The organism is Serratia sp. HNCC26DJ244, from assembly GCF_057180565.1.
The window spans coordinates 1-24,632 of sequence record NZ_JBXUGO010000023.1 but is presented as its reverse complement, the minus strand read 5'-3'; the positions used below and the strand labels follow the sequence as shown (position 1 = coordinate 24,632).

At 52.6% G+C, this 24,632-nt stretch carries 13 protein-coding genes and 1 tRNA gene; 11 read left to right on the top strand and 3 right to left on the bottom strand.

Features of this window, described 5'->3' with window-relative positions:
* The first annotated feature begins 8 nt into the window (after nt 1-8).
* From AC2A06_RS16000 to dppF, 7 genes are all read left to right on the top strand, one after another.
* Entirely contained in the window at nt 9-1,409 is a 1,401-nt protein-coding gene (locus AC2A06_RS16000; RefSeq protein WP_484380920.1) for a glycoside hydrolase family 1 protein, read from the top strand.
* A 93-nt stretch (nt 1,410-1,502) separates the two neighbouring features.
* Nucleotides 1,503-1,579 (top strand) — tRNA-Pro (locus AC2A06_RS15995).
* 719 nt (nt 1,580-2,298) lie between these two features.
* On the top strand, nt 2,299-3,906 hold the full coding sequence (gene dppA / locus AC2A06_RS15990; RefSeq protein ID WP_484380919.1) for a dipeptide ABC transporter periplasmic-binding protein DppA: 1,608 nt from the start codon (nt 2,299-2,301) through the stop codon (nt 3,904-3,906).
* 195 nt (nt 3,907-4,101) lie between these two features.
* Nucleotides 4,102-5,121: a dipeptide ABC transporter permease DppB gene (gene dppB / locus AC2A06_RS15985; protein WP_023489113.1), complete on the top strand. Its 1,020-nt coding sequence runs from the start codon at nt 4,102-4,104 to the stop codon at nt 5,119-5,121.
* 11 nt (nt 5,122-5,132) lie between these two features.
* Complete coding sequence (gene dppC / locus AC2A06_RS15980) at nt 5,133-6,035, top strand: dipeptide ABC transporter permease DppC (protein WP_473196323.1); 903 nt, start codon at nt 5,133-5,135, stop codon at nt 6,033-6,035.
* 13 nt (nt 6,036-6,048) lie between these two features.
* Complete coding sequence (gene dppD / locus AC2A06_RS15975) at nt 6,049-7,029, top strand: dipeptide ABC transporter ATP-binding protein (RefSeq protein WP_473196322.1); 981 nt, start codon at nt 6,049-6,051, stop codon at nt 7,027-7,029.
* Nucleotides 7,026-8,018, top strand: a complete 993-nt coding sequence (gene dppF, locus AC2A06_RS15970; protein ID WP_023489110.1) for a dipeptide ABC transporter ATP-binding subunit DppF — start codon at nt 7,026-7,028, stop codon at nt 8,016-8,018. The genes dppD and dppF overlap by 4 nt, the downstream gene beginning before the upstream one ends.
* Nucleotides 8,019-8,086: 68 nt before the next feature.
* Here dppF and bcsG read toward each other — a convergent pair whose 3' ends face one another.
* From bcsG to bcsE, 3 genes are read right to left on the bottom strand one after another with little or no spacing between them, the layout of a single operon-like run.
* On the bottom strand, nt 8,087-9,736 hold the full coding sequence (gene bcsG, locus AC2A06_RS15965; RefSeq protein ID WP_484380918.1) for a cellulose biosynthesis protein BcsG: 1,650 nt from the start codon (nt 9,734-9,736) through the stop codon (nt 8,087-8,089).
* 2 nt (nt 9,737-9,738) lie between these two features.
* Complete coding sequence (gene bcsF, locus AC2A06_RS15960) at nt 9,739-9,936, bottom strand: cellulose biosynthesis protein BcsF (protein WP_023489108.1); 198 nt, start codon at nt 9,934-9,936, stop codon at nt 9,739-9,741.
* Nucleotides 9,933-11,501 (bottom strand): cellulose biosynthesis protein BcsE, encoded by a 1,569-nt coding sequence (bcsE, locus tag AC2A06_RS15955; protein ID WP_484380917.1) that lies wholly within the window; start codon nt 11,499-11,501, stop codon nt 9,933-9,935. The genes bcsF and bcsE overlap by 4 nt, the downstream gene beginning before the upstream one ends.
* Before the next feature lie 829 nt (nt 11,502-12,330).
* Between bcsE and AC2A06_RS15950 the strand changes: the two genes are divergently transcribed.
* The 4 genes from AC2A06_RS15950 to AC2A06_RS15935 all read left to right on the top strand — a co-directional run.
* Nucleotides 12,331-13,584 (top strand): TolC family outer membrane protein, encoded by a 1,254-nt coding sequence (locus AC2A06_RS15950; protein ID WP_484380916.1) that lies wholly within the window; start codon nt 12,331-12,333, stop codon nt 13,582-13,584.
* 265 nt (nt 13,585-13,849) lie between these two features.
* Nucleotides 13,850-16,060: a type I secretion system permease/ATPase gene (locus AC2A06_RS15945; protein ID WP_484380915.1), complete on the top strand. Its 2,211-nt coding sequence runs from the start codon at nt 13,850-13,852 to the stop codon at nt 16,058-16,060.
* Nucleotides 16,057-17,214 (top strand): beta-barrel domain-containing protein, encoded by a 1,158-nt coding sequence (locus AC2A06_RS15940; protein ID WP_484380914.1) that lies wholly within the window; start codon nt 16,057-16,059, stop codon nt 17,212-17,214. The genes AC2A06_RS15945 and AC2A06_RS15940 overlap by 4 nt, the downstream gene beginning before the upstream one ends.
* Before the next feature lie 650 nt (nt 17,215-17,864).
* The coding region (locus AC2A06_RS15935) for an Ig-like domain-containing protein (RefSeq protein WP_484380913.1) at nt 17,865-24,632 on the top strand (6,768 nt) is incomplete at its 3' end.

Below are 24,632 nucleotides of genomic sequence, written 5' to 3'. Positions count from 1 at the left end.
AGAAAGCGATGAGTTGCAAATTTCCCAAATCTTTCCTCTGGGGCGGGGCAGTGGCGGCAAATCAGGTGGAAGGGGCCTATTTGGCGGAGGGCAAAGGCCTTTCAACGTCAGATCTGCAACCCGAAGGGATCTTTGGTGCACTGATGCCGCGAGTTTCGGGTGATAGCAGCATCAAGGATGTCGCCATCGATTTTTATCACCGTTATCCGGAAGATATCGCGCTGTTTGCCGAAATGGGGTTTAAATGCCTGCGCACCTCGATTGCCTGGGCGCGTATCTTTCCACAAGGTGACGAAGAGACGCCCAATGAAGCCGGATTGGCATTTTATGATCGCTTGTTTGATGAGATGGCGAAATATGACATTAAGCCGCTGATCACCCTTTCACATTATGAAATGCCCTATGCTCTGACACAAAAATACGGTGGTTGGGGGAACCGCAAAACCATTGGGTTCTTCGAGCATTATGCGCGGACTGTGTTTGAGCGTTATAAACACCAAGTAAAACACTGGCTGACGTTTAATGAGATCAACATGTCGCTGCATGCTCCTTTTACGGGTGTTGGCTTGCCGGAAAATAGCAGTAAAAGTGAAATTTATCAGGCGATTCACCATCAGTTGGTGGCCAGTGCCAAAGCGGTAAAAGCCTGCCACGAGATAGTACCGGAGGGGCAAATTGGCAATATGTTGCTGGGTGGCATCCTTTATCCGCTCAGTTGTAAACCCGATGATCTATTGGAAACACAGCGTCAGAACCGTGATTGGCTGTTCTTCGGTGATGTACAGGCGCGAGGGGCTTACCCTACTTATATGAAACGTTTCTTCCGTGAAAACGACATTAAGGTGACGATCACCGAGGAAGACCAGCTGGCGTTAAGTGAAACCGTCGATTTTATCTCTTTCAGTTATTACATGAGTGGCTGTGTTACCACGGATAAAGAGCAGAACAACACCGCCCGTGCCAATATCCTTAACATGGTACCCAACCCCCATTTGGCGAGTTCAGAATGGGGGTGGCAAATAGATCCTGTGGGTTTGCGCTATTTACTCAATGTGTTGTATGACCGTTACCAGAAGCCTCTGTTTATTGTGGAAAATGGGCTAGGGGCGCGGGATCGTCTTGAGGCCGACGGCAGTATCAATGATGATTACCGCATCAATTACCTCAATGACCATTTGGTTCAGGTTGCTGAGTCCATCGACGATGGTGTTGAAGTGATGGGATATACCAGTTGGGGGCCCATTGATCTGGTGAGTGCTTCCAAAGCAGAAATGTCGAAGCGTTATGGTTTTATTTATGTTGATCGTGATGATGCCGGCAAGGGTAGCTTGGCGCGGTACCGTAAAAAGAGTTTTTACTGGTATCGCGATGTGATCCACAGTAATGGCGAGAGCCTGAAAATAGAGTAATCTTATCCGCTGGCGTTTTTACCCTCACTTTTAGGGGCGGGTCAAAAAAGTGATTGACGAGCATGATACCCAGCAGTAATATGCGCCCCGCATCGGCGAGTAGCGCAGCTTGGTAGCGCAACTGGTTTGGGACCAGTGGGTCGGAGGTTCGAATCCTCTCTCGCCGACCAAATTTGAAAAACCTGCTTTTTAGCAGGTTTTTTTTCGCCTGTCGTTTAAGCCTGTCGTTTAAGAGGATGAGACAAAACGGCCTGGAATCTTGGGGAAGACCAGCGATTCCTAAGCTATCCTCTGTGTGTCTGCCCAGTGAACTTGAATATATCCTTGTTTGCCGCCTTACTGCCCTATAAAGCGCGGTTCAAAACGGAGTATGTTTTTCCCCGTAACATGAATCAGCTGAGTAGCAGCAGCTTGATGTCCGACTGATTTTTGCCCACCGCTCTCAGCATTTCATCCTGTTTTTCAGCTATAATGAAAAAATAATCTTTTAGATGCCCTTCTTTCATCAATAAAATTTTGGTTTTTTGATTGGCTATTAATTCTGGGTTTATGCTGTTTTCTTAGCTGGCTGAACTGGATTTTAGTAAAAATTGAGACTTTAATTTTATCATGTTGCTGTTATGTTTTTTTTATGTTTGTTTGTTGTTTCACATATTACGTATAAATTCATCCCGGTTATATTGACGCCGCCACAAACAGTTGGCAATTTGGTAAACTGATGGATAAAAGTAAGGGCTGATTGGGGATATCCAGCACAAGCAGCCGTTTTGCTGTGATGCGTTCCACCCAGCATTTTCATACTTTATTCGATGACTAACTGCACAGAGACAGCGTAATAAAAAATAGAGGTTCTGGCAGTCATACACACACCACATACGGAGCACGAGCGATGATACGTTCCTTGGGAAAATCAGGAATTTTGAAATGCGGTATTGGGCTGATTGCCTTGACTGTAGCGGCAAGCGTACAAGCAAAAACATTGGTTTATTGTTCAGAGGGTTCTCCTGAAGGGTTCAACCCGCAGTTGTTTACTTCTGGTACCACCTATGATGCCAGTGCAGTACCGATTTATAACCGCCTGGTTGAGTTCAAGGCAGGTACCACTGAACTGGAACCCGGCCTGGCAGAGAAGTGGGACGTCAGCGAAGACGGCAAAACCTATACTTTCCACTTGCGCCAAGGCGTGAAGTGGCAATCGAGCAAAGATTTTAAACCTACTCGTGATTTCAATGCTGATGACGTGGTGTATTCCTTTATGCGTCAGCTTGACCCGAACCATCCTTACCACAAGGTGTCTGGCGGCACCTATGAATACTTCCAAGGGATGGGGATGCAGGATCTGATTAGCAAGATCGAAAAAGTTGATGACCACACGGTGCGTTTCACCTTGACGCGTCCTGAAGCACCATTCCTGGCTGATCTGGGTATGGACTTTGCCTCCATTCTGTCTGCGGAATATGCTGACAATATGATGAAAGCAGGTAAGCCAGAAGTCGTTGATCTCAACCCAATCGGCACCGGTCCGTTCCAATTGCTGCAATATCAGAAAGACTCGAAGATCCTTTACAAAGCCTTTGAGGAATACTGGGGTACCAAGGCGAAGATCGATCGCTTGGTGTTCTCCATCACGCCAGATGCCGCTGTGCGTTATGCCAAACTGCAGAAAAACGAGTGTCAGGTCATGCCGTATCCCAACCCGGCTGATATCGCGCGTATGAAGCAGGACAAAACCATCAACCTGATGGAACAGCCTGGTCTGAATGTCGGTTACCTGTCGTTCAACGTTGAGAAAAAACCGTTCGATAACGTCAAAGTGCGTCAGGCACTGACCATGGCGGTTAACAAGCAAGCCATCATTGATGCGGTTTACCAGGGGGCGGGTCAAGCTGCCAAGAACCTGATCCCGCCGACCATGTGGGGCTATAACGATGCGGTTAAAGACTATGCTTATGACCCTGTCAAAGCGAAAGAACTGCTGAAGGAAGCGGGTCTGCCAGACGGTTTCACTGTTGAACTGTGGGCAATGCCAGTACAGCGCCCTTACAACCCTAATGCCCGCCGCATGGCCGAAATGATCCAGTCTGACTGGGCGAAAATTGGCGTGAATGCCAAGATTGTCACCTACGAGTGGGGCGAATACCTCAAGCGTGCCAAAGATGGCGAACATCAGGCGGTGATGATGGGTTGGACCGGTGATAATGGTGACCCAGATAACTTCTTCGCGACGCTGTTCAGTTGTGCTGCCGCAAAAGATGGCTCTAACTACTCACGCTGGTGTTACAAGCCATTTGAAGATCTGATCCAACCGGCTCGTTCTGCCGCTGATCACGAAAAACGCGTAGAACTTTACAAGCAGGCGCAAGTGGTGATGAATGAGCAGGCTCCGGCATTGATTATTGCCCACTCAACCGTTTACGAGCCAGTGCGTAAAGAAGTGAAGGGCTATGTGGTTGATCCGCTTGGTAAGCACCACTTTGAGAATGTTTCTCTGGATTAAACCCGATGCAGGGCAGAGTCTCTTCTGCCCTGACCACCAGGTTGTCATTTGAAATTAGCAGGATGTTATTAGGCAGGGGCCAGATGTTACGCCTCTGCCTTCCTGTCTCCAGAAGATGTCGTGCAGTGCGTTTTAATAAACCCGGCAGACGATGCGCTGTCGGGCTCTTTATACAGAATACAGAGAGTTCGGGATATGTTGCAGTTCATACTCCGACGTTTGGGGTTGGTTATCCCAACGTTTATCGGCATTACATTGCTGACTTTTGCATTTGTCCATATGATCCCCGGGGATCCGGTGACCATTATGGCCGGGGAGCGCGGTATCTCCGCTGAACGCCATGCTCAGCTCATGGCAGAGATGGGGTTGGACAAACCGCTCTATCAACAATATTTCACTTACGTGACCAACGTGTTACAGGGCGATTTGGGTTTATCCCTCAAAAGCCGAATTCCCGTTTGGCAAGAGTTTGTTCCCCGTTTTAAGGCGACGATGGAACTGGGTTTATGCGCGATGCTTTTTGCCGTGATGCTGGGTATCCCTGTGGGGGTGTTGGCAGCGGTTAAGCGGGGTTCAGTCTTCGATCACACAGCAGTGGGGATCTCATTGACCGGTTATTCGATGCCGATTTTCTGGTGGGGCATGATGTTGATCATGCTGGTATCGGTGCAGCTTAATCTTACCCCGGTCTCGGGGCGGATAAGCGATACGGTATTCCTCGACGAGAGCTTGCCGCTGACCGGTTTTATGTTGATAGATACCCTGATCTGGGGGGAGCCGGGCGATTTTAAAGATGCCGTGATGCATATGATCCTGCCTGCCATTGTGTTGGGTACTATCCCTCTGGCGGTTATTGTGCGTATGACCCGTTCCTCGATGTTGGAAGTGCTGGGTGAGGACTATATTCGTACCGCGCGCGCCAAAGGCCTGAGCCGTATGCGGGTGATCGTGGTACATGCGTTGCGTAATGCCTTGCTACCGGTGGTGACGGTGATTGGTCTGCAGGTTGGTACGTTGCTGGCGGGGGCTATCCTGACTGAAACCATCTTCTCCTGGCCTGGCTTGGGGCGCTGGTTGATGGATGCGCTGCAACGTCGTGACTACCCGGTGGTTCAGGGGGGCGTATTACTGGTCGCCTGTATGATTATTCTGGTTAACCTGCTGGTGGACGTGCTGTATGGCATCGTTAACCCGCGTATTCGTCACAAGAAATAAGGGGCGCTCTGATGTCTCAAGTTACCGAGTCTGTAGTGAAAGGCGCGCCGAAGCCAATGACCCCCTTCCAGGAGTTTTGGCACTATTTTAAGCGCAATAAAGGGGCCGTTGTCGGTCTGGTTTATATCATCATTATGTTGGTGGTGGCGTTAGGGGCAGGGTTCCTGGCTCCGCATGACCCTGCTGACCAGTTCCGAGATGCCTTGCTTAAACCGCCAGTCTGGATGGAAGGGGGCAGTTGGCAGTATCTTTTGGGCACTGACGATGTAGGGCGTGATGTCTTGTCACGCTTGATGTATGGTGCTCGGCTTTCACTGCTGGTAGGTTGCCTGGTGGTGGTGCTTTCGCTGATTATGGGTGTGTTTTTCGGCATGTTGGCCGGGTATTTTGGCGGGGTGGTGGATGCCATCATCATGCGCGTCGTGGATATTATGCTGGCGCTGCCAAGCTTACTGTTGGCTTTGGTGCTGGTAGCGGTATTTGGCCCGTCAATTGTCAACGCCTCGTTGGCACTCACCTTTGTCGCTTTACCGCATTACATTCGTTTGACCCGTGCGGCGGTGTTGGTAGAAGTAAACCGTGATTATGTCACGGCATCTCGCGTTGCGGGCGCGGGTTCGATGCGCCAGATGTTTGTCAATATTTTGCCAAACTGCCTGGCACCGTTGATCGTACAGGCTTCTCTTGGTTTCTCTAACGCCATCCTGGATATGGCCGCACTCGGCTTTCTGGGGATGGGGGCACAACCACCGACACCGGAATGGGGAACGATGCTTTCCGATGTGTTGCAATTTGCACAAAGTGCTTGGTGGGTGGTGACCTTCCCTGGGGTGGCAATTCTGCTGACGGTTTTGGCATTTAACCTGATGGGGGACGGCTTGCGTGATGCTCTCGACCCCAAACTGAAGCAGTGACGAGGAACCGATCATGGCATTATTAAATGTAGAAAAGCTTTCGGTGCACTTCGGTGATGATGATGCGCCGTTCCGTGCGGTAGATCGCATTAGCTACAGTGTGGAGCAAGGGCAGGTAGTGGGTATTGTCGGTGAATCTGGCTCTGGTAAGTCGGTCAGTTCATTGGCGATTATGGGGTTGATTGATTACCCCGGCAAAGTAATGGCAGATAAACTGGAGTTCAATGGCCAGGATCTGCGTAAAATTTCTGAAAAAGAGCGTCGTCATCTGGTGGGCTCTGAAGTCGCAATGATCTTCCAAGACCCGATGACCAGCTTGAACCCCTGTTACACCGTCGGTTATCAGATCATGGAAGCCTTGAAGGTGCATCAGGGGGGCAATCGTCGCACTCGTCGCCAGCGTGCCATTGACTTACTGACCCAAGTGGGGATCCCTGATCCTGCTTCGCGGTTGGATGTTTATCCCCATCAACTTTCGGGTGGCATGAGCCAGCGTGTGATGATCGCCATGGCGATCGCCTGTCGGCCCAAGCTGCTGATTGCTGATGAACCGACCACCGCCCTTGATGTGACCATTCAGGCGCAGATCATTGAGCTGCTGCTGGAATTACAACAGCGTGAAAATATGGCACTGCTGTTGATCACCCATGATTTGGCCTTGGTGGCGGAAGCAGCACATCACATCATCGTGATGTATGCCGGGCAGGTGGTGGAGTCGGGCAAGTCATCGGAAATTTTCCGCGCACCGCGTCATCCTTATACTCAGGCGCTGCTCCGTGCATTGCCGGAGTTTGCCACCGATAAGGCGCGCCTGGCATCACTGCCTGGTGTGGTTCCGGGTAAATATGATCGGCCAGAGGGTTGCTTGTTGAACCCGCGTTGCCCTTATGCGAATCAACGTTGCCGTGTAGAAGAGCCGGAGTTACAAACTGTTCACGGCCGCCAGGTTAAATGTCATACACCGCTGGACGATGCGGGGAGACCAACCGAATGAGTCAGAATCACCCTTTTTTATTGCAGGCGATTGACCTGAAAAAATATTATCCGGTCAAGAAGGGGATGTTTGCTCCAGAACGGCTGGTAAAAGCGCTGGATGGCGTTTCCTTTACCCTTGAGCGCGGCAAGACACTGGCCGTGGTTGGTGAATCTGGCTGTGGTAAGTCCACGTTAGGCCGTCTACTGACCATGATCGAAGTGCCCACCGGTGGGGAGCTCTACTACCAAGGGCAAGACCTGCTCAAGCCGGATGTCACGGCGGATAAGTTACGCCGCCAGAAGATCCAGATTGTATTCCAGAACCCTTATGGCTCGCTGAATCCGCGCAAGAAGGTGGGGCAGATTCTGGAAGAGCCGCTGTTGATCAATACCTCATTAAGCAGTGCTGAACGGCGTGAAAAAGCGCTGGAGATGATGGCGAAAGTCGGCCTGAAAACGGAACATTATGACCGCTACCCGCATATGTTTTCTGGTGGTCAGCGCCAACGTATCGCCATTGCCCGTGGCTTGATGCTTAATCCGGATGTGGTGATTGCCGATGAGCCTGTTTCTGCACTGGATGTTTCGGTGCGTGCGCAGGTACTGAATCTGATGATGGATCTGCAGCAGGAACTGGGGTTGTCTTATGTCTTTATCTCCCATGACCTGTCGGTGGTGGAGCACATTGCTGATGAAGTGATGGTGATGTACCTGGGGCGTTGTGTGGAAAAGGGCAGTAAAGAGGCTATCTTCAACAACCCGCGTCATCCTTACACCCAGGCGTTGCTCTCGGCAACACCACGGCTGAACCCGGATATGCGCCGTGAACGTATCAAACTGACCGGTGAGCTCCCGAGCCCAATGAACCCACCGCCTGGTTGCGCGTTCAATGCGCGTTGCAGCCGAACCTTCGGTAGCTGTACCCAGTTGCAACCGCAGTTGCGGCAGTATGGTGACCAAATGGTGGCCTGTTTTGCTGTTGATCAGGATGAAAGCGCCGAGTCTTAAAACAGATTGGGTTGCCAATAAGAAAGGGCTCGTTTGAGCCCTTTGTCATGTATACCCAGTAAGATGGTTTAATGCGGATAAGGTACCCAATCACCGCCATTCAGTTGAATATAGGGTTGCTCCTGGTACTGAATGACGATGGCATTATCATTTTCAGAGATCGCGGCAGTTTTAGGTAGGCCTTCAGTCAGTGCTTGCCAGTTAACGCTGGCCGCAGTGAACGCTTTACCATCCACCAAGCGGGAGACTAACTCAGACAGTGCCAGATAGCTGCTGGGGGCTGTAATCTCTAGCGGGCTGCCTTGATGTGGAGCCTGCATGCCCACCAGTTTGATACCCACCGGGATATGCGTAATGCTTGGGCTGGGGATATCACGCAAACCTGACATCTGCATTTTATCACCCGCCAGCGCCGCACCGTGCTCTGGTACAAACACTACCATTACTTTGCGCCCCGACTTTTCCAGCTCATCCAGGAAGGTGTTTAACTGGTCTAACAGCATCTGTGCCCGAGGCCGGTAGTCGGCACTTTTATTGGAACCGACAAACCGGTTGCCATCATGTAACGGGATGGTATTAAAGAAAGTCGCAGTACGGGCATTACCCTCATTTTTCTGCTGTTCAAGCCACTGGTTGAGTAATTGCAGGTCGTTATATATCGGTTCACCATCAAATGAAGTGAGTTCGTGACTTATGTTAGCTTGAGACATAAGTGGCGCTTGCAGACCACCATCGGTCTGCAGATTTTTTAGGTAATCACCGAAGACACCTGAGTGATCCAGCATCAGTTGCTGCTTAAAGCCTAATTTAGCTAAATTATCAAATAGATAACATTGCTGATTGGCCGGTTGATACAGATCCTTATGGGCGGGTTGGCCGCAACTGGCACGTAATAGTCGTATGGCGGCCGGGCCACTATAGGCGGTTGCCGAGTTGAAGTTGGTGAACAGAATATCCATCTTCGCCCATAACGGATGGTTGCGCAGGTTGACCGCATCCAGATCAGACCACGAAAGTGAACAAATATTGATGATTAATACATCAAAAGGCTGAGCATCGGTCGGCAAGCTGGCTGGGAAAGTGGTCGCTCGGCTTTGCTCCTCGCCATAGAACTGGTTCAGGTAGGCGTTGAGATTCTCATTAGTGGGGGGCGCATTGGCGGCAGGTTGGTTACTCGCAGGAGCCGCAGGTGTCGCAGGTGTCTCAGGGACCATCGCCGCCTGCTTGGTCGCGGGTAACAGCGATACTGCCGGGCCGGTGATATTGACCAGATTCAACCAAACCAATGCAGCAACGGTAAACACCGAGATCCGTAGCCATTGGGCGATAAACAGATAAGCCACCAGCAAGACAAAAATTGCCCCGATCATTTGCCAATTGATAAAACGTAGGGTCAGCTCGAGCATATAGTGGGCACTGAAACCGGCCAGTTGTGAACCTTGGCTGATAATACTGCTCACCCCGGGCAGCCAGGTATCGTGATAGAACAAACCGATACCAATAGGAATGGCAATCCTCTGCCGCCAGCGGTGCCACCTTAGTGAGGGGATGGGCATCAGCAAGAATGCCATAAACACCAAATTAGGCAGTGGATGGAAGTTCAGATAACCAAACCATAATAGACCGAACTTGAGCAAAAAATAAAAATTCCAGCCGCCAAGGCCACGCCAATAGCGCCATAGCGTATTATCAGGTTGCGTGATTTCTTTATCAGTCATAGTTATTTTTTATGTTCGCCTTGAGAGGCCACGTTTTTGTTTCCCGATCGTTTTGCCGGTTTCAAATAACGTGGAGATAACAGTAAATTCTGCCAGGTTCGCAGCCAGTTAGGGAGACGACGGTGTAGCACGTATCCCACAGGAATAAAGATGATTGCGCACAGCAGCACTAATTGCACGATATCGTCTATGCCATTCATACTCCCCCCTCCGGCTCACGGCTCAAGAGTGTAATCGGCACCGGGTCACGGCGTTCAACCGCCGCCGCCTCTGCTACGGTTACCGCTGGTTTGGTAACTTTGACTTCCGGCTGACTATCGTCAAATGATAGCCCAATATCTTGAGTCAGTAGCCTGATTTGCGCGGTAATATCGATATCCTGTGACCATACTATCCGGTTACTGAATGCTTCGTTTACGGGTAAACGGAAAATAAACTTCAACGCGGTATCCAAATCGTTAATGCGGCAGGTGGACAGGAACAGGAATAACCGATTCTGTGCCACCGTCATGATATCGCCATAGCGGCGCTGATGGCACAGCGTCATCGACTGGCGAGCAGTTAACCCTGGGGCGGGGCGTAAAGCGACCATCACACCTTTGCCATCCTCCGGCAATAGCGTATTTTCCATCAGTGATAACACGGCTTTGTTGAACTCTTCTGGTGGCAGATAACCTTTTAATTGCAATGGACGCACCCCGGCAATCAGGGCGCTGATATCTTGCGGAATATGGCGCGATAATCTCTGGCCCTGAATACCTTCCAGCATGGTCAAAAAGGTGGAAAGCGGTGCGACATGGGGCACAATCAAATTAGTGCCGCAGGCGAGTAGTAGCCGTTCGTCACTGTAGCGCAGGCTGGCACTCATCTCGCGCACCGCAATCTTCAAACCATCCCCACGGCTGCGGCGCAAACTATGGATATGCTGCGCTAACGGGTCAATTTCATCAGTTTTGTACAAGGCAAAAATCAGCGTGGCGGCGGTGGCCTCCATACCGAGCTGCATCACTTGGGTATTATTTTCCAGTAACTGCCAATTGCTTGACAGCGCAGGCGCCCCTTCCAACACTCGTTTCTCTGCCAGGTAGAGGCTACTGTCGTTGTGCTCGAGGGCCGGCGAGGGCTGATCAGTATTCTCTTCTGCTTGCCAGCCCAGCTCATCGCTGTGCAGAGTGAATGACTGGTTGGCCTGGATGCTGTTTTCTGTACTCCACCAGTTAACCAGATATTGGGCGTGGTCCTGTTGCCACTGCAGGCTGGCTAATCCATGTAGCAGGTGATGCTCACCGCCGAGTTGGCCCTTAAGCTTGTTGACGCCGCTACCGTAACTGAGCACCAACAACGTGCATTGTTGCTGTTCTAACCAGCTATTGAGTTTCTTACCCCAGGATTGCAGTTCTTGACTGGTGAAGGTTTGCCATAAATTGGCATGAGCCAGCAGGATCAGCAGCCGGTTTTTCGGCCTTAGCGCGCGCATCAAATCGTCAGTCAAGTGCCAGAGTGCGGCCTTTTTTTCCGGTAAGGTATACCAAGGGCATTTTTTCAGCCTGGCGGTAGACAGGTGTTCCACCAGTTGTTCACTCGGTTGGTCACCGCTACAAATCAGGGCTAATCGGCGACTTTCTTCCTGGGCGGTGATGATTTGCTGGCAAAGCAAATCTGCATCGCGCTGGCGATCAACATTCACCCAATAGAACCCCGGGCCTTGCATTTCCGACAGCTCTTGCCAAATGCGTCGGATACCTAGAGAAAAATATTGCGCCATATGGTCTATTCTATTTTCTTAATTAACTGGAATGTCGGATAGAGAATTGAACTAAGCACCCGTCTCAAGTTCTGCTGTTGTGATGAAAAGAGATGCAGATAAGAAGGAGCAAGTATGAACAACTTAGTAAAGTTTCTCTGTAATGTCGATGATTCATGTCAGGTATTTATCCGATAACGGGAGCTGTAGTGTTTGGAATGGTGCTCGGAAAGTGGTTGTTACCAACGTATACGGCCATGCCGTATACGCCACCCATGCTTCTCGCTTTTCAGACGGGAGCTTTATGATGAACATTCATGATGAACAAACCGAACGACTTGTCAGTCATTTTTATCAGCATTCATTTCATCACTTAACGTTTTCACTATGCCTCTACCTGGTGCATTTATTTTTTATCTTAATGATTTCATTTAACTTTTTATTTAACTTTTTAATTAATTAAGCGCCTTCAGGTTAATTTGGGATATGTGTTATATTTAAAATACGGCGATAACCAAAGAAATATTCATGCATTTGCCCCGTATCTGTGCTGACGATTGCAACGGGGCTGTACAGGTTTTAAAAATGGTCGGTATTTTGCTAGCGATCTACCCTTGTTCGGTGTTGATTAAGTTATTTAGGGGCTCGCTCGTTTGCCAGCTACAACCAACTCTAATTGTTTTGAGTATATTTACCTTCCCACGATACTCGTGGCATAAGGGCTATTTTAAAATGGGGTTTTCTTATGTTAAAAAACGCAGACATCTGTCCGTTTAAAAACTCTATGACACTTCACTGCGTGGGTTGGCGACGGGTAGTTGCAATCTCTCTTTTTCTGACTTTGGTGCCGATGTCGACTTATGCCGATGCCCCACCTGATTGGGGTACTCTTCGTGAAGTGCAGAACAAAGATAATATGACTGTAGAGGAGGCCATCATTTCGGCTTTCCAGCGTAGCCCAGATATCAGTAAAGCACTTTCGCAAATCAACAGAGGCAAAGCTCAGGTCGATGAGGCTAAAAGCGCCTACTACCCGCAAATAGGTATGAATGCGAATTACGGTAAAGCAGGGGAGTCCTCTTTTGGGCCGAAGCTATCGCAGTTATTGTATGATTTTGGCAAAACAAGTAATTCTGTTGATCACCAAAGGAATTTAACTGACTCTTATCGTCAGGATCTGAAAAAAAGCATGACAGAGGTTGCTGGTAGAACACTGTTATCTTATTCCAACGTTAAGCGTTACCAAGGCTTAATGAACATCGCCCAAGACTCTATTGATTCACTAAAACAAGTGAGAGATATGTCCCGCTTGCGTGTTGATGCCGGGCTTAACCCGCAATCAGATATACTGCAAGCAGAAACACGTATCTCTCTGTTGCAAACCATTCTTGAACAGTATCGTACTCAGTTGCATGCCGCTCAGGCCAATCTGGCAACACTGACAGGGAGAAATGCAACTAATTTGGCTGAGCTGCCTGACAGCCTGAAAGAGATTACGGTCAAACCTGATGCCATCAACTATAATCAAATTTCTGCGATGCAATCTGCACGCGCTAAACAGAAAGCCGCAGAAAGTACTGTCGCGCACAGAAAGGCGCAGTATTTACCCGATATCAAAGTAGAAGCGGGACGTATACGGCAATTTTACCGAGATGATACCTACTGGGATAATCAGATTGGCGTGTCTGTCGATATGTCTATCTACCAAGGTGGCGCGGTGTCAGCTCAAGTTAGTCAGGCTGAACAAGATGTCGTGGCGGCCAGCTCCGATGTTAACCAAGTCAAGTTAACTGTTGACCAACAGGCATCTGCCGCCTTTGCCAACTGGTCGGGAGCAGGTGCACGTGAACAATTAAGTGTCAGCCAGATTGATATAGCGGAACGCACCCGTAGCTTGTATCGCGATGAATACAAACTGAGTGAGCGTAGCTTGAATGACCTCTTGAGTGTTGAACAGGATGTTTACCAAGCTAACAGTGGTAATGTGAATGCGCATTTTGATGCCTTGGATGCAGCAATAAATTATGCATTAGCACTGGACAACCTTTTACCGTTGCTCGGTGTCGATAAAACCGCGGAAAAGGAACTGCCGAATATTCAATGATGGGTATCACTTCAGCGGGAGACTGACATGTCGCCATTTTCATTCGATTATAGTGGTGTCGTGTTTTTGTCCCGCAGCTTGGATGCAATTGCGTATACACTCAAAATGATTCGAGTTGCTTGTAGGTAATTAGCACGGGAATGACCGGATGCCTAGCCTACTGCGTGACTGGAGGGTAATACGTAGCCAACACTCAAGCAACTTGAAGCATGATGAATATATCCGTTCCCTTTTTGGATTTGTCGAAAATTAATGGGGGCCAGGCATGAAGGTGGTAGAGACCCAAACCGACACAAAAAAATGGCTATCTGCGGTTTGTCGCATCGCAGAGATTTATGGACATCCGCTGGATGAGACATATTTGAACCAACAGATGGTCTGGTTTGAAAGTTGTACATTGGAAGACAAACTGATCCGCCTGTCTGCTTTGATTAATCTGCAGATTAAACCTGTTTTACATAAAAACAAACAGTTAATCACCTATCCTACTCCTTTTATAGTGGCTCGCACAGACAATGAGCTGGCTGTTGTCCAATCGGTGAATACGGATGGTAGTATTACTTTTTGGTTAACGGATAGTACTGACATGACTTATGAACTCCCTGCCGAAGAGTTTTGGGAGCAAAACAGTGGGCTGATTGTCCTTATCCGTCCTAAAGCGCGGGGACGCGATTCCAGAGTCGATGAATTTGTCAAACCCTATAAAAAGCACTGGTTTTTAAACGCGTTTAAGGGTACTGGCCGCAATATTTTTGAAATATCACTAGCATCTATCGTCAGTAATACACTAGCGCTGGCGGGTATTCTTTTTTCTATGCAGGTTTATGACCGGATCATTCCGGCTGAATCCTATAATTCTCTTTGGGTACTCTTTTTTGGTGTCATGACGGCAGTACTGTTTGAAGCATTAGTGCGAATAGCACGAACCAGTGTTTCAGATATGATGGGCAAAGATGTTGATTTAAAAGTATCTTCATTACTATTTGCCCGCGCGCTGGCTATTCGCAATGAGGCTCGGCCGAAATCGACGGGTTCCTTTATTTCCCAGTTACGGGAGCTGGAGCAAGTCCGTGAGCTAATTACTTCCACAACTGTCAACGCCGTCGCCGATATTCCGTTTGTTATCTTATTTCTTTTCTTGATGGCGTTCATTGGCGGTCCACTGGTTATCATTCCAATGCTGGCGATTCCACTGGTGGTTATTCCCGGCCTGATAGTGCAGTGGCCGTTAAGCAAGCTTTCTCAGCAAGGTATGCGTGAAAGTGCTCTACGCAATGCCGTATTGGTGGAATCTATTGAGGGTATAGAAGATATCAAGGCCCTACAGGCAGAGCCGTACTTTCAACGTCAATGGGAACAGAACCATGAGGTCAGTGCTGAGATTAATATTAAAAGTCGGCTATGGACTTCGTTACTAACAGGGTGGGGGAGTGCCATCCAGCAACTCGCCTATTCAGCCATGTTGGTGATGGGGGTTTACCTGGTACTCAAAGGCGAGATTACCACCGGTACCTTAGTGGCTTGTAGTATGTTGTCATCAAGAACCATCGCGCCTCTCATGCAACTCACCATGGTATTTTCCCGTTGGCAACATGCTAAAACTGCCATACGCGGGTTGGATGAACTGCTAAAAAAACCCGTTGATATGCCAGATGATGAGAAACGCGCCCATTGCCCTGAGCTCCAGGGTAACTATGTATTACAAGGTACCGAGTATGCTTATGATACCGAAAGAAAAAACAGTGTGTTATTTATAAACAATCTCCATATAACCCCTGGGGAACGTATCGCTATCATTGGCCGAGTAGGGTCAGGGAAGTCAACCTTGTTAAAGTTGCTTGCGGGGCAGGGCACGGCATCACAAGGTAAAGTACTCATGGATGGCGTTGATATATCGCGCATTGATCCTTCTGATTTACGCCGTCAAGTTGGTTACACATCGCAGGATTGCCGTCTTTTCTTTGGAACCTTACGACAAAATCTAATGTTGGGTCATCCTCATGCGACGGAGCAAGAATTATTGCAATCCCTTGTTGTGAGTGGAGCGATCAGCTTGGTACAGAAGGATGCGGCAGTGATGGATTATATTATTAACGAGGGAGGGCGCGGATTGTCCGGTGGTCAACGGCAAATGGTTCTCCTTAGTCGCATGTTGGTACGTAATCCGAGAATAGTGTTGATGGATGAACCGACGACCTTTATGGATGAAAATCTTGAACAGCACGTGCTGCAACAATTGGACAAGTGGGTTGGAGGGCGAACGATGGTTGTGGTGACCCATCGTCCTGCACTGCTCAAGATTGTGAATCGTATCATCGTGATGGATAACGGAAGGATCGTGGCCGACGGTTCAAAAGAGCAGATCCTAAAAGACTATGGTTCCCCAGCAGTTGAATCCCCCAGTAATCATACAGCGACGGTTAAACATACAGTAAATTCCCATGACGCCAAGCCTATTGGAGGGAGTGTACAATGAATAACACTTTGGTAAAAAAGCCAGCTTTTCATGCCTCTCCCATTATCTGGCTGAGTTTGATCGCCCTCGTGATATTTGGCGCTTGGTCTTACTTTGCCGTTCTTGATGAGGTCACGGTTGGGACCGGTAAGGTAACTCCAGCTTCTCAAGAGCAAATTATTGAGAGCCTAGATGGGGGGATTCTGTCTGAAATTTTAGTGAAAAAAGGGGATATTGTAAAAAAAGGGCAGGTTTTAGCCAAACTTGATCCTAACTACTTCGAGTCGTCGGTTGGTGAAGCACAGGCAAGGATATCTGCGCTACGAGCTTCTATTGAAAGACTGAATGCTGAATTAAATGATACACCATTGGTATTTAGCTCAGATATACAACAGGATAAAATTTTAGTGACACAAGAGAGTCACTTGTACAATTCACGAAGGCTCAGTCTCCATGAAACCATTGATAACCTCACTCAGTCTAAACAACTGATTGAAAAAGAGCTTTCCATGACCGCACCCTTAGTCAGTCGGGGGGCGGCGAGCCCTGTGGAAGTCATACGCTTACGGCGGCAGATAAGTGATCTTGATGGAAAAATTGATGAGGCGCGTAACTCCTATTTTGTTAATGCACGTCAAGACTTGGTGAAAGCCAAAGCCGAAATGGAGGCTCAGTCAGCCATCATGAAAGGGCGTATGGGGCAATTAAAACATACTGTGTTCAACTCGCCAGTCAATGGGATAGTGAAGGAGATCCATGTTTCTACCTTAGGAGGGGTATTAAAACCTGGTGAAAAAATGATTGAAATTATCCCATTAGAAGATCAGTTATTGATTGAAACAAGAATCAACCCCCGTGATATTGCTTACATACGACCAGGCTTGGATGCGAATGTAAAAATTACTGCCTATGATTCATCTATTTATGGTGATATCAAAGGGAAGGTAGACATTGTCTCACCGGATACATTACAAGATGAAGTGAAACCAGATCAATTTTATTACCGTATTTATGTTAGGACAAATAGTATAGATATCAAAAATAAAGCGGGGAAATCGTTCCCTATTATGCCTGGGATGATTGCTAGTGTAGAAATTAAAACAGGGCAAAAAAGTGTCTTTGATTATCTGGTAAAACCATTGAATAAAGTGAAGGAATCTTTGCGTGAACGCTAATTGACGGAGAGGGTTAACTGCCGTAGCACGCTAGTAGGGTTATTATTTAGCGCTGACTTATACGATGCCACGGGATGTGTAAAATGCGTTTCAGTTTCCTAATCCATTGTTATCTCTTGTGCTGACTAAATGCCCTATCATCTAGATGATGGTAGGGCTAGTATATTTGTATTTACTTAGCAGTGATATAATCATATCGCTAATCTCTTAGGTGTTTTTGGTAAAAGACTTTCTCACCAAGCCAATCGGATTTTTATGCTCATTGAGTACCATGAATGCCCTATCACTTGTTGTCCTAACTGCAGATTGTTTCATCATTCACCCAGGTGACTACTTTCTTCCACAATATCCCTCCACGATTGTGAGTGTAACTCAATATATATTTGAAACTATTAGGGTTTCATGCAGGGGATAGAGCTCGGTAAGCGCCGAGTATCTCTGTATCGCTATCATTCGAGCAACTTGAAGTATGTACAGTCTCGGGCTGTCAAAATGCCGCCCCAAAAAATAAAAAATTCACAATCAAAAAGTTAGCTCTGCATAAGAATATTTTTAGTGTGAAAAGTACACAGCCTGTTTTAGCTGATTCTATAATCGTATATAGGTCTTTTTTCACCCATACAAAAACTCGATACCTTAAGGTGATTAGCATGAGCGCAAATATCTCTATTGTTAACAAAGAAACGCATCAAAGAACTGTTTCTTTGGATAAGCACGTTATTATTAAAGAAGCTTCTGTTATCGAAATAAATGTGAAGCCTAGTGATATTGCCTCCATGGAAAAACAAGGTAACTCATTAGTTATTAAATTAAAATCTGGCGAGTCTATTTTTTTAGAAGACTTCTATGTACCACATAAAAATCATAAAAACTCGCTTGTGTTACAACATGATAATGAGCTTTGGGTGTTAGATGCTAATCCTGCGGGGCAACCGACTCTTGATATTACTGGGTTTTCTCCTATTTCATCAATTCAACCATTGTTACTGGGTATCGAATCAGGTATTAGTTCTACAACCTTATTGGGGGCTGGGCTTGGTGCATTGCTGATTGGCGGGGGGATTGCCTTGGCTTCGAGCAATGGTGGTTCGGATTCCAATGATGATGAAAGACAAGATGTCCCCCCTGCTGCACCTGTTATTTCAAATATTATCGCCAACGCTGACGGTACCCTGAGTGTGTCAGGTGTAGCGGGGGCGGCAGATCCTGGCTCGACCGTGACTGTTATTTTCCCGGATGGTAGCAGAGCCAGCGTCCTGGTGGCCGCTGACGGCAGCTACGGGCCGGTGACCAGCAGCGTACCGCAGACTTCCGGCACGATCTCGGTGATTGATACCGATGCTGCGGGTAATAGCAGCCCGGCGGCGACGGCCAGCTACAGCGACACCACCGCGCCGGTGGCCCCAGCCACCCCAAGCGTAGTGGTTAACCCAGACGGCACCCTCAGTGTGTCTGGTAAAGCTGAGCCCGGCACGACCGTGACCATCACTTTCCCGGATGGCAGTAGTGGCACCGCGTTGGTGGCCTCTGACGGTAGTTATGGGCCGGTGACCTGTAGCGTGCCACAGACTTCCGGTACGATCTTGGTCACCGATTCTGATGTGGCGGGTAATACTAGCCCGGCGACGGCAGTCAGCTATATCGACAGCACCGCGCCAGTGGCCCCGGCCACCCCGAACGTGGTGGTCAACGCCGACGGTACCTTGAGTGTGTCTGGTAGAGCCGAACCCGGCACGACCGTGACCATCACCTTCCCGGACGGTAGTACCGCCACCGCGCCGGTGGCCGCCGATGGCCGCTATGGGCCGGTGACCTGTATCGTGCCACAGACCTCCGGTACGATTTTGGTCACCGATTCTGATGTGGTGGGTAATAGAAGCCCGGCGACGACGACCAGTTACATCGACATCACCGCGCCGCTGGTCCCTATCCCGAACGTGGTGGTCAATGCTGACGGCACTCTGAATGTATCCGGTAGAGCGGAACCCGGCACGACCGTGACCATCACCTTCCCGGATGGCAGCACGGGCACCGCGCTGGTGGCTGCTGATGGCAGCTACGGCCCGGTGACCAGCAGCGAGCCACAGACTTCTGGCACGATCTTGGTGACTGATACCGATGCAGCGGGTAATAGCAGCCCGGCTGCGGTCACACCCTACATCGATAGCACCGCGCCAGTCGCGCCAGCGACGCCAACCGTGGTGGTTAACTCAGACGGCACCCTGAGTGTGTCTGGTAGAGCTGAACCCGGCACGACAGTGACCATCACCTTCCCGGATGGCAGCACGGGCACCGCGCTGGTGGCTGCTGATGGCAGCTACGGCCCGGTGACCAGCAGCGAGCCACAGACTTCTGGCACGATCTTGGTGACCGATACCGATGCAGCGGGCAATACCAGCCCGGCTGCGGTCATCCCCTACATCGACAGCACTGCGCCGGTGGCGCCAGCCGCGCCAAGTGTGGTGGTTAACTCAGACGGTACCCTGACGGTGTCCGGTACCGCCGAGCCGGGCAGCACCGTCACTGTCACCTTCCCGGATGGCAGCACCGCCACCGGGCCGGTGGCGGCCGACGGCAGCTATGGGCCGATCAGCAGCACCGCGCCTCAGACCAGTGGTGATGTCAGCGTGCTGGCCACCGATGTGGCGGGCAATGACAGCCCGTCCGCGGTCACCGCCTATGTGGACAGCACTGGCCCAGTGGCGCCAGCCGCGCCAAGCGTGGTCGCTAACCCAGACGGCACTTTGAGTGTCTCCGGTACCGCCGAGCCTAACAGCACCATCACGGTCACCTTCCCGGATGGCAGCACCGCCACCGGACCGGTGGCCGCCGATGGCAGCTATGGTCCTATCAGCAGCACCGCGCCACAAACCAGTGGTGATGTCAGCGTGCTGGCCACCGATGTGGCGGGCAATGACAGTCCGTCCGCGATCACCGCCTATGTGGACAGCACTGGCCCAGTGGCCCCGGCTGCGCCAAGCGTGGTCGCTAACCCCGATGGCACCTTGAGTGTCTCCGGTACCGCCGAGCCGGGCAGCACCATCACTGTCACCTTCCCGGATGGCAGCACCGCCACCGGGCCGGTGGCCGCCGACGGCAGCTATGGGCCGATCAGCAGCACCGCACCTCAGACCAGTGGTGATGTCAGCGTGCTGGCTACCGATGTGGCCGGCAATGACAGTCCGTCCGCCATTACCGCCTATGTGGACAGCACTGGCCCCGTGGCGCCAGCCGCGCCAAGCGTGGTCGCTAACCCAGACGGTACCCTGACTGTCTCCGGTACCGCCGAGCCTAACAGCACCGTCACCGTCACCTTCCCGGATGGCAGCACCGCCACCGGGCCGGTGGCCGCCGATGGCAGCTATGGGCCGATCAGCAGCACCGCGCCACAAACGTCCGGTGATGTCAGCGTGCTGGCCACTGATGTGGCCGGCAATGACAGTCCGTCCGCCATTACCGCCTATGTGGACAGCACTGGCCCCGTGGCGCCGGCTGCGCCAAGTGTGGTCGCTAACCCCGATGGCACCTTGAGTGTCTCCGGTACCGCCGAGCCGGGCAGCACCATCACTGTCACCTTCCCGGATGGCAGCACCGCCACCGGGCCGGTGGCCGCCGATGGCAGCTATGGTCCTATCAGCAGCACCGCGCCACAAACGTCCGGTGATGTCAGCGTGCTGGCCACCGATGTGGCCGGCAATGACAGTCCGTCTGCCATTACGGCGTATGTGGACAGCACTGGCCCCGTGGCGCCAGCCGCGCCAAGCGTGGTCGCTAACCCCGATGGCACCTTGAGCGTCTCCGGTACCGCCGAGCCTAACAGCACCGTCACGGTCACCTTCCCGGATGGCAGCACCGCCACCGGAGCGGTGGCCGCCGATGGCAGCTATGGTCCTATCAGCAGCACCGCGCCACAAACCAGTGGTGATGTCAGCGTGCTGGCCACCGATGTGGCCGGCAATGACAGCCCGTCTGCCATTACGGCGTATGTGGACAGCACTGGCCCCGTGGCGCCAGCTGCGCCAAGCGTGGTCGCTAACCCCGATGGCACTTTGAGTGTCTCCGGTACCGCCGAGCCTAACAGCACCATCACGGTCACCTTCCCGGATGGCAGCACCGCCACCGGGCCGGTGGCCGCCGATGGCAGCTATGGTCCTATCAGCAGCACCGCGCCACAAACCAGTGGTGATGTCAGCGTGCTGGCTACCGATGTGGCGGGCAATGACAGTCCGTCTGCGATCACCGCGTATGTGGACAGCACTGGCCCCGTGGCGCCAGCCGCGCCAAGCGTGGTCGCTAACCCCGATGGCACCTTGAGCGTCTCCGGTACCGCCGAGCCTAACAGCACCATCACCGTCACCTTCCCGGACGGCAGCACCGCCACCGGGCCGGTAGCCGCCGATGGCAGCTATGGTCCTATCAGCAGCACCGCGCCACAAACCAGTGGTGATGTCAGCGTGCTGGCCACCGATGTGGCCGGCAATGACAGTCCGTCTGCCATTACGGCGTATGTGGACAGCACTGGCCCAGTGGCGCCAGCTGCGCCAAGCGTGGTCGCTAACCCAGACGGTACCCTGACTGTCTCCGGTACCGCCGAGCCGGGCAGCACCATCACGGTCACCTTCCCGGATGGCAGCACCGCCACCGGGCCGGTGGCCGCCGATGGCAGCTATGGTCCGATCAGCAGCACCGCGCCACAAACGTCCGGTGATGTCAGCGTGCTGGCCACCGATGTGGCGGGCAATGACAGTCCGTCTGCCATTACGGCGTATGTGGACAGCACTGGCCCCGTGGCGCCGGCTGCGCCAAGCGTGGTCGCTAACCCCGATGGCACCCTGACGGTGTCCGGTACCGCCGAGCCGGGCAGCACCGTCACGGTCACCTTCCCGGACGGCAGCACCGCCACCGGGCCGGTGGCCGCCGATGGCAGCTATGGACCTATCAGCAGCACCGCGCCACAAACTTCCGGTGATGTCAGCGTGCTGGCCACCGATGTGGCGGGCAATGACAGTCCGTCTGCCGTCACCGCGTATGTGGACAGCACCGCCCCTGTCGCGCCAGCCGCGCCAAGCGTGGTCGCTAACCCCGATGGCACCCTGACGGTGTCCGGTACCGCCGAGCCTAACAGCACCGTCACCGTCACCTTCCCGGATGGCAGCACCGCCACCGGACCGGTGGCTGCCGACGGCAGCTATGGGCCGATCAGCAGCACCGCGCCTCAGACCAGTGGTGATGTCAGCGTGCTGGCCACCGATGTGGCGGGCAATGACAGTCCGTCCGCCATTACGGCGTATGTCGACAGCACCGCGCCGGTCGCGCCAGCCGCGCCAAGTGTGGTGGCTAACCCAGACGGCACCCTGACGGTCTCCGGTACCGCCGAGCCTAACAGCACCATCACGGTCACCTTCCCGGATGGCAGCACCGCCACCGGGCCGGTGGCTGCCGACGGCAGCTATGGTCCGATCAGCAGCACCGCGCCACAAACCAGTGGTGATGTCAGCGTGCTGGCCACCGATGTGGCCGGCAATGACAGCCCGTCCGCGGTCACCGCGTATGTGGACAGCACCGCGCCAGTGGTGCCAGCCGCGCCAAGCGTGGTCGCTAACCCCGATGGCACCTTGAGCGTCTCCGGTACTGCCGAGCCTAACAGCACCGTCACCGTCACCTTCCCGGATGGCAGCACCGCCACCGGACCGGTGGCTGCCGACGGCAGCTATGGGCCGATCAGCAGCACCGCGCCTCAGACCAGTGGTGATGTCAGCGTGCTGGCCACCGATGTGGCGGGCAATGACAGTCCGTCCGCCATTACGGCGTATGTGGACAGCACCGCGCCGGTCGCGCCAGCCGCGCCAAGTGTGGTGGCTAACCCAGACGGCACCCTGACGGTCTCCGGTACCGCGGAGCCTAACAGCACCATCACGGTCACCTTCCCGGACGGCAGCACCGCCACCGGACCGGTGGCCGCCGATGGCAGCTATGGTCCTATCAGCAGCACCGCACCACAAACCAGTGGTGATGTCAGCGTGCTGGCCACCGATGTGGCGGGCAATGACAGTCCGTCCGCGATCACCGCGTATGTGGACAGCACTGGCCCTGTCGCGCCAGCCGCGCCAAGCGTGGTCGCTAACCCAGACGGTACCCTGACTGTGTCCGGTACCGCCGAGCCGGGCAGCACCATCACTGTGACCTTCCCGGATGGCAGCACCGCCACCGGACCGGTGGCCGCCGATGGCAGCTATGGTCCTATCAGCAGCACCGCACCACAAACCAGTGGTGATGTCAGCGTGCTGGCCACCGATGTGGCCGGCAATGACAGTCCGTCTGCCGTCACCGCGTATGTGGACAGCACTGGCCCTGTCGCGCCAGTCGCGCCAAGCGTGGTCGCTAACCCAGACGGTACCCTGACTGTTTCCGGTACCGCCGAGCCGGGCAGCACCATCACGGTCACCTTCCCGGATGGCAGCACCGCCACCGGACCGGTGGCTGCCGATGGCAGCTATGGTCCTATCAGCAGCACCGCTCCTCAGACCAGTGGTGATGTCAGCGTGCTGGCCACCGATGTGGCGGGCAATGACAGTCCGTCCGCGATCACCGCCTATGTGGACAGCACTGGCCCAGTGGCGCCAGCCGCGCCAAGCGTGGTCGCTAACCCAGATGGCACCTTGACGGTCTCCGGTACCGCCGAGCCTAACAGCACCATCACGGTCACCTTCCCGGATGGCAGCACCGCCACCGGGCCGGTGGCCGCCGATGGCAGCTACGGTCCGATCAGCAGCACCGCGCCTCAGACCAGTGGTGATGTCAGCGTGCTGGCCACCGATGTGGCGGGCAATGACAGTCCGTCCGCGGTCACCGCGTATGTGGACAGCACTGGCCCAGTGGCGCCAGCCGCGCCAAGCGTGGTCGCTAACCCAGATGGCACCCTGACGGTCTCCGGTACTGCCGAGCCTAACAGCACCATCACCGTCACCTTCCCGGACGGCAGCACCGCCACCGGACCGGTGGCTGCCGATGGCAGCTACGGTCCTATCAGCAGCACCGCGCCGCAAACGTCCGGTGATGTCAGCGTGCTGGCCACCGATGTGGCCGGCAATGACAGTCCGTCCGCCGTCACCGCGTATGTGGACAGCACTGCCCCTGTGGCGCCAGCCGCGCCAAGTGTGGTGGCTAACCCAGACGGCACGCTGAGTGTCTCCGGTACTGCCGAGCCGCTCAGCACCGTCACTGTCACCTTCCCGGATGGCAGCACCGGCAGCGCCACCGTGGCCGCCGATGGCAGCTATGGTCCGATCAGCAGCACCGCGCCGCAAACCAGTGGTGATGTCAGCGTGCTGGCCACCGATGTGGCCGGCAATGACAGTCCGTCTGCGATCACCGCCTATGTGGACAGCACTGGCCCTGTCGCGCCAGCCGCGCCAAGC

Coding starts and splice junctions, on each gene's coding strand:
- dppA (WP_484380919.1), top strand. CDS start 2,299: ATGATACGTTCCTTGGGAAAATCAGGAATTTTGAAATGCGGTATTGGG.
- dppC (WP_473196323.1), top strand. CDS start 5,133: ATGTCTCAAGTTACCGAGTCTGTAGTGAAAGGCGCGCCGAAGCCAATG.
- dppF (WP_023489110.1), top strand. CDS start 7,026: ATGAGTCAGAATCACCCTTTTTTATTGCAGGCGATTGACCTGAAAAAA.
- bcsG (WP_484380918.1), bottom strand. CDS start 9,736: ATGACTGATAAAGAAATCACGCAACCTGATAATACGCTATGGCGCTAT.
- dppD (WP_473196322.1), top strand. CDS start 6,049: ATGGCATTATTAAATGTAGAAAAGCTTTCGGTGCACTTCGGTGATGAT.
- bcsE (WP_484380917.1), bottom strand. CDS start 11,501: ATGGCGCAATATTTTTCTCTAGGTATCCGACGCATTTGGCAAGAGCTG.
- AC2A06_RS16000 (WP_484380920.1), top strand. CDS start 9: ATGAGTTGCAAATTTCCCAAATCTTTCCTCTGGGGCGGGGCAGTGGCG.
- bcsF (WP_023489108.1), bottom strand. CDS start 9,936: ATGAATGGCATAGACGATATCGTGCAATTAGTGCTGCTGTGCGCAATC.
- AC2A06_RS15950 (WP_484380916.1), top strand. CDS start 12,331: ATGTCGACTTATGCCGATGCCCCACCTGATTGGGGTACTCTTCGTGAA.
- AC2A06_RS15940 (WP_484380914.1), top strand. CDS start 16,057: ATGAATAACACTTTGGTAAAAAAGCCAGCTTTTCATGCCTCTCCCATT.
- dppB (WP_023489113.1), top strand. CDS start 4,102: ATGTTGCAGTTCATACTCCGACGTTTGGGGTTGGTTATCCCAACGTTT.
- AC2A06_RS15945 (WP_484380915.1), top strand. CDS start 13,850: ATGAAGGTGGTAGAGACCCAAACCGACACAAAAAAATGGCTATCTGCG.